The sequence below is a fragment of the Thermoleptolyngbya sp. M55_K2018_002 genome (assembly GCF_015295965.1).
In the GTDB taxonomy this organism is placed as follows: Bacteria; Cyanobacteriota; Cyanobacteriia; order Elainellales; family Elainellaceae; genus Thermoleptolyngbya; species Thermoleptolyngbya sichuanensis.
The window spans coordinates 1-9,747 of sequence record NZ_DVEA01000144.1 but is presented as its reverse complement, the minus strand read 5'-3'; the positions used below and the strand labels follow the sequence as shown (position 1 = coordinate 9,747).

Here is a 9,747-nt window from a genome sequence, read left to right as displayed (position 1 = left end):
CCCTAAATCCCTCTCCCAAAGCGGGAGAGGGACTTCCAATCCGGCTCCCCTTCTCCTGACCTGAGAGAAGGGGTTGGGGATGAGGGCAGATTGAACGTTGCACATCACGTTAGACTTGCGTGCCTTTATTACCAGCTTTGCCGCCTCAGAATCCCATACCCTTAGCGTTTTGAGTCCGGCGAATTGAGTCTGGCGAATTGAGTCCGGCAAGTTGAGTCCGGCAAGTTGAGTCCGGCAAGTTGAGTCCGGCAAGTTGAGTCCGGCGACAAAAGCTGTTTGTTGACGTTTCGTGCTTCGCCCTGCGACTTTATCCCTCTTTATTCCACTGCTCTAGCCGTTTGGTATCTGCTTCCTACCCCTTCGTTTTCTCCAGGATCTACCGTGACTCCCCAAGTTGATTCCCTCTCCCCCACCGCCGAACCGTCCGCCCATCTTACCCGCCAGATGATCGTCATTCTGGACTTTGGCTCCCAATACTCCGAGCTAATTGCCCGCCGCATTCGCGAAACCCAGGTTTATTCCGAGGTGCTAAGCTATCGCACCACCCCGGAGCAAATTCGGCAACTCAGCCCCAAAGGCATCATCCTGTCGGGTGGGCCCAGCTCGGTGTATGACGAGCGGGCCCCCCACTGCGATCCCGAAATTTGGAACTTGGGCATCCCCATCCTGGGGGTGTGCTACGGGATGCAACTGATGGTGCAGCAGCTTGGCGGCGGCGTGGAGCGGGCTGAGCGCGGTGAGTATGGCAAAGCAGCGCTGTTTATCGATGATCCCACCGACCTGCTGACCAACGTAGAAGACGGCACGACCATGTGGATGAGCCACGGCGACTCGGTGACGGCAATGCCGGAAGGGTTTGAACTGCTGGCCCATACCGAAAACACGCCCTGTGCGGCGATCGCCCACCACGAGCGCAAACTCTACGGCGTACAGTTTCACCCCGAAGTCGTGCATTCCCTCGGCGGACAGGCCCTGATCCGCAATTTCGTCTATCACATTTGCGAATGTCAGCCCACTTGGACAACGGCGGCCTTCGTCGAAGAAACCATTCGAGAAATTCGCGCTAAGGTGGGCGACAAGCGGGTGCTGCTGGCGCTGTCAGGCGGGGTCGATTCCTCCACGCTGGCGTTTTTGCTGCATCGGGCGATCGGCGACCAACTGACCTGCATGTTCATCGACCAGGGGTTCATGCGGAAATATGAGCCGGAGCGCCTGGTCAAGCTGTTTCAAGAGCAGTTCCACATTCCAGTGGAATACATCAATGCACGGGAGCGGTTTCTGGAACGCATTAAGGGCGTGACCGATCCCGAAGAAAAACGAAAGCGGATCGGTCACGAATTTATCCGCGTCTTTGAAGAAGAATCCAAGCGGCTCGGCCCCTTTGACTATCTGGCGCAGGGCACGCTCTATCCGGACGTAATCGAGTCGGCAGACACAAACGTAGACCCGCAAACCGGTGAGCGCGTCGCCGTAAAAATCAAGAGCCATCACAATGTCGGCGGCTTGCCCAAAGACCTGCGGTTCAAGCTAGTGGAGCCGCTGCGGAAGCTGTTTAAGGACGAAGTGCGGAAGGTGGGCCGCTCCATTGGGCTGCCGGAAGAAATCGTCAACCGTCACCCGTTCCCTGGCCCTGGTCTGGCAATCCGCATCCTGGGCGAAGTCACGGCTGAGAAGCTGGATATTCTGCGGGATGCTGACCTGATCGTGCGCCAAGAGGTGAACCGCAGCGGCACCTACAGTATGTTCTGGCAGGCGTTTGCGGTGCTGCTGCCGATCCGTAGTGTGGGTGTTATGGGCGACCAGCGAACCTATGCCTACCCCATTGTGCTGCGGTTTGTTTCCAGTGAAGATGGCATGACGGCCGACTGGTCACGCGCTCCGTATGACCTGCTGGAAACGATTTCTAATCGCATCGTGAATGAGGTGCGGGGTGTGAATCGGGTTGTATATGACATTACTTCTAAGCCGCCAGGAACGATTGAGTGGGAGTAGGTGAGTCTTAGCACGCTGGCTTTAATGCCATTTGACTTGGGAGCAAATCTGGATTGTTGGTTAGGCGAGATAGTAGGCGCGGCGGGGCTACCAAAGCGCTGACTGGGGAGGGCGATCGCCCGCTGATTCTGAATTGGGCGGGCCTGCTTTTGTCAGCATCTCGCATTCCCTTTTCAATGCATCAGTTTTGAATCCAGGCTTGAACATAGGTACTACTTTTCCACAGGCTTCTGTGGAAAAGCTCTGTATATCTGTGGAAAACCCCCTTTTTGTGTGGAAAAGGGGGACAGTTTTTGTATTTTTACTTATATTTCTATGATAAGAGCATTGCCCTATTGGGGGCGATCGCTCTGTCTTTTCACCCGCTTTTTCACCCGATTTCCACCCGATCTCTCCATATCTCTTCCATATCTCTAAGGGTTGACCAACTGATCCTGACCGACACAAAGAGAGAACAGCGGTAGAGTGGAAGCAGAGCGTCTGCCATCGGCTTTCGGTTTTGTTGTCTGGTCTGTTCTGCAATTATTCTGGTTTATCTCGTTCCCTTTGTGCTGGCTATGGATGCTGGAGCCTCCCCACAACCGAGTCCGTCTAATTCGGGTCAGCGTGCCATGGCTGTTGTGCTGGTCACGGATGCAGTGGGTTATAACTCGCGCATGGCCGACGACCCAGAACATACCCTCAGCCTGATTCGGCGCGACTTGCAAAAAATGCGCCAGCTTTGCCAGCAGTTTGAAGGAATCGTGCTGAAAGCCCAGGAAGATGGGCTGGTGATGTATTTCGTCAGCACCGAGCGGGCAGTGAATTGTGCGATCGCCATCCAGCGGTCAATGGCACAGCTTCTGCAAGAACTCCCTGAAGACGATGTGCTGAGTCATCGCATCGGCATCCACCTGGGCGAGGTCGTTGTGCAGTCGAACGACGTGACTGGACAGGCGGTGACCGTGGCTACGCGGCTCCAGGAAGAAGCCGCCCCACGCGGCATCTGTATGTCTCAGGCGGTCTACGACTCTGTAAAATCGAGGATTTCCCTGAGCGCGTCCTATGTGGGGTCGCTGAAGCTCAAGAACCTGCAAGAAGCCATTCAGGCATACCAGATTACGCCTGCGATTCCAGCTAGCGTGACCCCAGGCGGCAGCCCCATAGAAGAATCGGAACTGACCCTGGGCACGCTGATCAACAGCCGCTACCGAATTCAGCGGGTATTAGGACAGGGCGGCTTTGGGCGGACGTATCTTGCATCTGATGAACACTGCTTTGGCGATGCCTGCGTGCTAAAGGAGTTTGTACCTGCCAGCCGCACAGAATATGTCGTGCAAAAGTCGCGGGAACTGTTTGAGCGCGAGGCGCGGGTGCTGTATCAGATTAATCATCCGCAGATTCCCCGGTTTTTGGCCTGGCTGACGGATCGGGGGCGGCTGTTTCTTGTGCAAGAGTACATCGATGGCAAGACCTACGGCCAGCTTTTGCAAGAGCGCCAGCGGCGGGGAGAGCCGCCGTTTTCAGAAGCGGAAATTGTGCAGTGGCTCTGCGATTTGCTGCCTGTGCTGGAGTATCTTCATGGCATCAATATTCTGCACCGCGACATTTCTCCCGAAAACATCATGCTGCCGAATGGTCAGACCCATCCGGTGCTGATCGACTTTGGGCTGGTGAAGCAAACTGTCAGCCAGATTCTCTCGGCGGCAGGCAGCAGTCCGGGCAGCGCTCAGGCATCGGTCGTGGGAAAGTTTGGCTATTCGCCGCCAGAGCAGATTCGCATGGGGCAATGCTACCCGTGCAGCGACCTGTATGCGCTGGGGGTGAGTGCAGTGGTGTTGCTGACGGGGCAAGATCTGAGCGTGCTGATGGAGCATACGTCGCTGGAGTGGCGCTGGCGTGAGTATGCCGACGTGAGCGATCGCCTCATGCGGATTCTCGATCGGCTGCTGTCGGAAAAGCCGAAGGATCGCTACCAGACGGCGCGGGAGGTGCTGAGCGATCTGCGGGCGCTGTCGCTGCCAGAGGTCAACGAAGACCGCCTGATCGAGGTGCAAATCGATTTAGACCAGAGCAAGCGCCAGCGACAGGTGGATGAAATTGTGCAGTCGGCGTTTTTCCAAGACCTGATGCAAAACCTCGATCGGTTTCGGGGTGCGTTTGATTCGCTGGTGGCGGAGCCAGGAGAGTCGGCACGGTCAGCAGAATCAGCGTCTTTCGAGCGTCTTGACAGTCTACCGCCAGAGTTGCCTCCTGAGTCGCTTCCTGAGTTGCCTCCTGAGTCGCCCCCTGATTCATCGCCTATTCCGCAAGTGCTGTTTGGTATCTCTGCGATTCAGCCTGGTGCTGCCGAAGATGCGGTTTGGAGAACGTCGTTTCCGTCGCTGGATGCCGAAGCGGAGGATTTTCCTGAATATGCGGTAGAGGAGTCGATCCCCCTGTCTCCGTCTGCGCCAGACGACGCTCGGTTTGACGACGCTCGGTTTGACGACGATCGGTTGACCGAGCCGCCCGCCGCAACGGAGTCGCCTTTTACTGAACCGCCGCCCGCCACACTCCAGCACACGATTGAAATGCCGCTGGCAGACACCAGCGTTCCCCCGCTCCAGCCCCGTGTGCCTGCGCTCTGGCTGGAGGCGTGTCGTCGGGAACTGGCGGAGTGTATTGGCCCGATGGCGAAACTGCTGCTGGACTCGGTGCTGGCCAAGCAAACGGGGCTATCGGCAGAGGCGCTGCTGGAGGCGATCGCCACGAGAATTCCCAACCCTGCCCAGGCAAGCCAGTTTCGCAGCCGTATGCAAAATCGGGCGATCGCCGCTCTGTTGGACGCTCCCGACCCCCCGCCGCCGCCCGTTTCGACGGACGAAGCCGTGCCCAACCCCCAGCGTCCGCCCCAGGAGTCTGCACTGGGCGCAGCGGTGGATGAGCCATTTTTGACGCAGTGCCGTCAGGCGCTCTCGGAGGCGATTGGCCCAATGGCAGGACTTGTCTTGCGGGATGTGGTGGCTCGACATCCAAACGTAGGCGCGGCGGAACTGGTGGAGGCGATCGCCACGAAAATCCCCAATCCCCAAGCGGCAGCAGCATTTCGGCAACGCCTGAAGCCTTTGATGTAAACCCTTGATGTAAACACTAGGGGCTATCGTTTTGTAAGTAAAGCTGGATAAACATCTCGGCCGCTGCTGGGTCAATCTTTTGCAGCGCGTCGCGAATGTCTAGAATAGCGTCGCCTGCTGGGTCGGCCTGCTCGTTGATCCAGCGATGAATATTAGAGCGGGAAATGCCCATTTCTAGAGAAATTCTGTACTGCGTGATGCCATAGCTTTTGAGAACCTGCTTGAGCGCTAATCCCGCCTTACTCATGCGATTCGTGTCAGAAAAACATAACTGATAGCTCCTCTTGTGGAACGCTTCTGATATGATGCAATCGATCCAGATATGGATCGATTGCTGTCCTACAGTCCTACATAAAAGCGAAGAGCCAATGCGTTAAACCCTACGGCACAATCAGCACCGGACAGGGCGACAGGTTAATCACGCGGTTGGTCACGCTGTCGGCGGCTCCCTCATCCGTCAGCCCCAGCCCCCGACAGCCCATGACGATCAGGTTTGCGCCAATTTCGTCGGCCACGTCGCAGATGGTAAAGGCGGGTTTGCCCGCTCGCTCCATCACCTGCGCGTCGAGGCCCTGCTCGGCAAACAGGGCTTTGGCATTTTTGAGCAATTCGGCGATCGCCTCTGGAGAAGTCATTTCCAAATCGGCGGCTGTGGGGACTTTTTCCTCATCTAGCGATTCCACGACCGACAAAATCACCAGACGGCTGCCGTAGGTTTTGACGACATTGGCCACCACGTCGGCGGCTTCGCGAGACTCGCGGCTTTGATCGACTGGAAACAAAACGGTTTTAAACATGACACGCCTCACAGGGACGCAGAGTTCGGTAGAGTGATGGGTGGTGTGGAGAAACGTCAGCGGGCTGACAGAGCAAGGGCGATCGCCCCTATCAATGTTGCTCAGGCGGGTCTATAAGTAAAACCTATAGACTCCCGCAGCAGTGAAAAGTTTTTGTAGAGAAAGAGTCGCGCTCAGCCCCGTTCTGTTAGCAAGCCCTGACGTTTTACAATAGGTAATAGGTAAAAAGACTTACTTGAGGGGGTATATAGCGGTGTCCAAAAAAACTCTAGCAAATTTGACTGCCGACGACCTACAGGGCAAGCGCGTCCTCGTGCGGGCTGATTTTAACGTACCGCTCGACGACCAGGGCAACATTTCTGACGATACGCGCATCCGCGCCGCCCTGCCCACCATCAATGACCTGATTGGCAAGGGCGCAAAAGTCATCCTCACCAGCCACTTCGGCCGTCCCAAGGGCGACGACTTTGCGTCCCGCGTTACGGACAAGAACCGCCTCACGCCCGTTGCCGCCCGCCTGTCGGAACTGCTGGGGCAAACCGTCGCCAAGCCGAGCGACTGCATTGGACCAGAGGTCGAAGCCGCCGTTGCCGCCATGCAGCCCGGCGAGGTGATTTTGCTAGAGAATGTCCGCTTTCACCCCGAAGAGGAAAAGAACGACCCCGAATTTGCCAAACAGCTTGCGTCGGTGGCGGATCTGTATGTCAACGATGCCTTTGGCACGGCGCACCGGGCCCACGCCTCGACGGAAGGGGTGACCCACTATCTAAAGCCCTCCGTCGCGGGCTACCTGATCGAAAAAGAATTGCAATATCTGCAAAGCGCCATCGAAGAGCCGAAGCGTCCCCTAGCGGCGATCATCGGCGGCTCCAAGGTGTCGAGCAAAATCACCGTGATCGAGGCGCTGCTAGAAAAAGTAGACAAGCTGCTGATGGGTGGCGGCATGATCTTCACCTTCTACAAGGCCCGCGGGCTGAGCGTCGGCAAGTCGCTGGTGGAAGATGACTTTATCGAACTGGCGAAGTCGCTGGAAGCCAAGGCCAAAGAGAAAGGCGTGGCGCTGCTGCTGCCGACCGACGTGGTGGTGGCCGACAACTTCGCCCCCGATGCCAACGCCCAGACCGTCAGCGTAGAAGCCATTCCCGACGGCTGGATGGGGCTGGACATTGGCCCCGACTCAGTGAAGGTGTTCCAGGAGGCGCTGGCGGACTGCAAGACGGTGGTGTGGAACGGACCGATGGGCGTGTTTGAGTTTGACAAGTTTGCAGCAGGGACGGAGGCGATCGCCCGCACCCTGGCCGACATCACCAAAACTGGCGCAACCACCATCATCGGCGGCGGCGACTCTGTAGCGGCGGTGGAAAAAGTGGGCGTGGCCGACCAGATGAGCCACATCTCCACAGGCGGCGGGGCCAGCCTGGAACTGCTGGAAGGCAAGGTGCTGCCAGGAATTGCGGCGCTTGACGAAGCTTAGGAGCGGGGGTTGGGGGCTTGGGTCGCAGGTGTATTGCGGTATCCTAACCCCCTTTTCCGAACCCTGAATTCTAAACATCCCGGCGAGTTGCGTCCAATGGAGGGCGATCGCCGGGATGTTGCTTGGGATGCGAGTGACTGGAAACGTTCGGGCAGCTAAACGCCGGCCAGCAGCGCCCCGCCCAGCCCTGCATGGACTTCTTCCGGCGTAATTTTGCCGTCTTTGTTTTCGTCCAGCGCGTCGAACACCGCGTCGGTGCCCAGCCACTCTTCGCGGGTAATGAAGCCGTCGCCGTCTAGATCGTAGGCTTTGAACAGATCCTCAGCGGCGTGGTTCACCAATGCTCCGCCTTCGATTTGTGCCAGCCGCTTGGCCAGCAGGGCTTCCAGCGTTTCCAGCGCTTTGGTAAAGCCCTTGATGCCTTCGTCCAGCTTTTCCGAAGCCATGCGGTCTTCGGCGTGCATTTTGTCGAAGGTGGCTTTGTCGATGGTGATCTTTTCGATGTCCATCGCGGCGGCCTTGGCGGGGTCGAGCTTGCGGGGCAGGTCGCCTTCGGTGGATTGCAACTCCGCCAGCAGCGAGGGCGAAATCGTCAGCAGGTCGCAGCCCGCCAGTTCTGTGATCTCGCCAATGTTCCGGAAGCTCGCGCCCATCACCTCGGTCTGGTAACCAAACTTTTTGTAGTAGTTATAGATTTTGGTGACGGAGAGAACGCCTGGATCTTCGGCGGGTGCATAGTCCCGTCCGGTTTCCTTTTTGTACCAGTCGAGAATTCGGCCGACGAAGGGCGAAATCAGCGTCACGCCCGACTCAGCGCAGGCGATCGCCTGATGCAGCCCAAACAGCAGCGTCAGGTTGCAGTGGATGCCCTCTTTTTCCAGCACTTCAGCGGCTTTGATGCCTTCCCAGGTGGAGGCGATTTTGATCAGAATGCGATCGCGCGAAATGCCCGCTGCTTCATATTGGGCGATCAGTTCGCGCCCCTTGGCGATAGTGGCTTCGGTGTCGTAGGACAGGCGGGCATCCACCTCGGTTGAGACGCGCTGCGGCACAATCGCCAAAATCCGCTTGCCAAATTCCACCGCCAGGCGGTCAAACGCCAGCGTGGCCACCTGCGAGTCCGTCGCGCCAGATCCCGCATCTGCCTTGGCCTGCTTCAGCGTTTCATCCACAATTTCTTGATATTGCGGCATTTGCGCGGCCGCCGTAATCAGCGAGGGGTTGGTGGTTGCGTCGCGGGGCTTAAACTTTTCAATGGCCTGAATGTCGCCTGTATCCGCGACGACGACCGTCATCTCGCGCAGTTGATCGAGTAAAGTTGCCATCCGTTTCTCCTGGCAAGTTCAAAAGGGTCAGGTTGGATTTTCAAGGAATCCGTCGGTTAATCCGTCGGTCTATGAATAGCGTCTGGTGTTGCGTCTAGGCCGATCCTACTCTGAGATTTCTGATGGGGATTGTAGAGTACGGAAAGCCTTAATCTGCGTGTCGGAGAATTCATGCCTGGGCAACCGCGTGGATGGGGCGAGCAGAGGGAAAAGGTGGGACAAAGGTAGGGCAAAGATGGGGCGATCGCCCGTCCCGACTTTCCGCTTTCCGATTCACGATTTGGAGCGAGTCGGGAAAACTGTCTCCCATCAGGAGTCGCTGCCCGATTCACCCCGCAGCCACCGCCACAGGTCTGCCAGCCTGGTTTCCAGCCAGACAATGCTCCGATCGATCCAGTCCAACACCGCCTCTAGGGGGTGCTTTTCGTAGCGGACGAGGGTGGCGGGAGTGTCGATGTAGGGCGGCTGGGCAGTGGTCGCTTGAGGGGTCGCGTGAGGGGGTTCGTGGAGTGAAGCGCTTGGTGAGTGGAGAGTTGGAGGGCTGGAGGGCTGGGGCGTGAGGGGGCTGGGATCTTGGCGACTGATGGTGAGGATGACGCTGTGTGCATCGGGCATCAGGTCGGCGGTGGGAACAAGAGGGGCGATCGCCCTTGCGTTGGCCAGCCGCTCCGCAGAGATGACCTCTGTGGAGAAGTTAGCGGGGACGTGAGTCGGTCGCTCCGCAGGTTGCCCAGTAAATTGCCCAGTAAGTTGCCCAGTAAATTGCCCAGTAAATTGCCCAGTAAATTGCTCGGTGACTTGCTCCGTAAATGGCTCTGCGGGCTGCTCTGCCAAGAGTTGCAGCAAAATTTCGCCGGGGGAGTGGGGGCGCAGATGGGGCGGAATCGTCGGCGAGAGGGACGGGGCAATGCCTGATCGGGTGGGTGCGGAATGGGGCAGATGGGCTGTGCCTGGGAACGGCGCGTCGGGAGGGGGGTCGGGTTCCGGCGGTGGAAAGTACACGGCCAACGCGGCTTCCTGGAAGAGATTGGCGGCGATCGCCACTGGCCCCGTCTGCACCCACG

Annotated in this window: 7 protein-coding genes and 1 pseudogene; 3 read left to right on the top strand and 5 right to left on the bottom strand. The window is 57.9% G+C overall.

Features of this window, described 5'->3' with window-relative positions:
• The first annotated feature begins 444 nt into the window (after window positions 1-444).
• Both guaA and IGS51_RS07020 read left to right on the top strand, forming a co-directional pair.
• Window positions 445-1,992, top strand: a complete 1,548-nt coding sequence (guaA, locus tag IGS51_RS07025; protein WP_297077503.1) for a glutamine-hydrolyzing GMP synthase — start codon at window positions 445-447, stop codon at window positions 1,990-1,992.
• Window positions 1,993-2,603: 611 nt separating this feature from the next.
• Entirely contained in the window at window positions 2,604-5,087 is a 2,484-nt protein-coding gene (locus IGS51_RS07020) for a protein kinase (RefSeq protein ID WP_297077501.1), read from the top strand.
• Window positions 5,088-5,103: 16 nt separating this feature from the next.
• Here the strand turns inward: IGS51_RS07020 and IGS51_RS07015 are convergent, their stop codons facing one another.
• Entirely contained in the window at window positions 5,104-5,334 is a 231-nt protein-coding gene (locus IGS51_RS07015; RefSeq protein ID WP_172353908.1) for a helix-turn-helix transcriptional regulator, read from the bottom strand.
• Between the two features lie 133 nt (window positions 5,335-5,467).
• The gene (locus IGS51_RS07010) at window positions 5,468-5,884 is read right to left on the bottom strand and encodes a universal stress protein (RefSeq protein ID WP_172353909.1); all 417 of its coding nucleotides are present in this window, start codon (window positions 5,882-5,884) and stop codon (window positions 5,468-5,470) included.
• Between the two features lie 253 nt (window positions 5,885-6,137).
• On the opposite strand from IGS51_RS07010, the gene pgk reads away from it, so the two are divergent.
• A complete protein-coding gene (gene pgk, locus IGS51_RS07005) occupies window positions 6,138-7,358 on the top strand; it encodes a phosphoglycerate kinase (protein WP_297077497.1) in 1,221 nt (406 codons plus the stop codon).
• A 155-nt stretch (window positions 7,359-7,513) separates the two neighbouring features.
• On the opposite strand, the gene IGS51_RS07000 is transcribed toward pgk, so the two are convergent.
• The 3 genes and pseudogenes from IGS51_RS07000 to IGS51_RS06990 form a co-directional block, all read right to left on the bottom strand.
• Window positions 7,514-8,683 carry a transaldolase gene (locus IGS51_RS07000; protein ID WP_297077495.1) on the bottom strand — a complete coding sequence of 390 codons (1,170 nt, stop codon included), beginning with the start codon at window positions 8,681-8,683 and terminating at the stop codon, window positions 7,514-7,516.
• A gap of 169 nt (window positions 8,684-8,852) precedes the next feature.
• Complete coding sequence (locus IGS51_RS06995; RefSeq protein WP_297077494.1) at window positions 8,853-8,993, bottom strand: hypothetical protein; 141 nt, start codon at window positions 8,991-8,993, stop codon at window positions 8,853-8,855.
• Window positions 8,993-9,747, bottom strand: a pseudogene (locus tag IGS51_RS06990) (hypothetical protein); the annotation flags it as partial. The pseudogene IGS51_RS06990 and the gene IGS51_RS06995, both read right to left, overlap by 1 nt.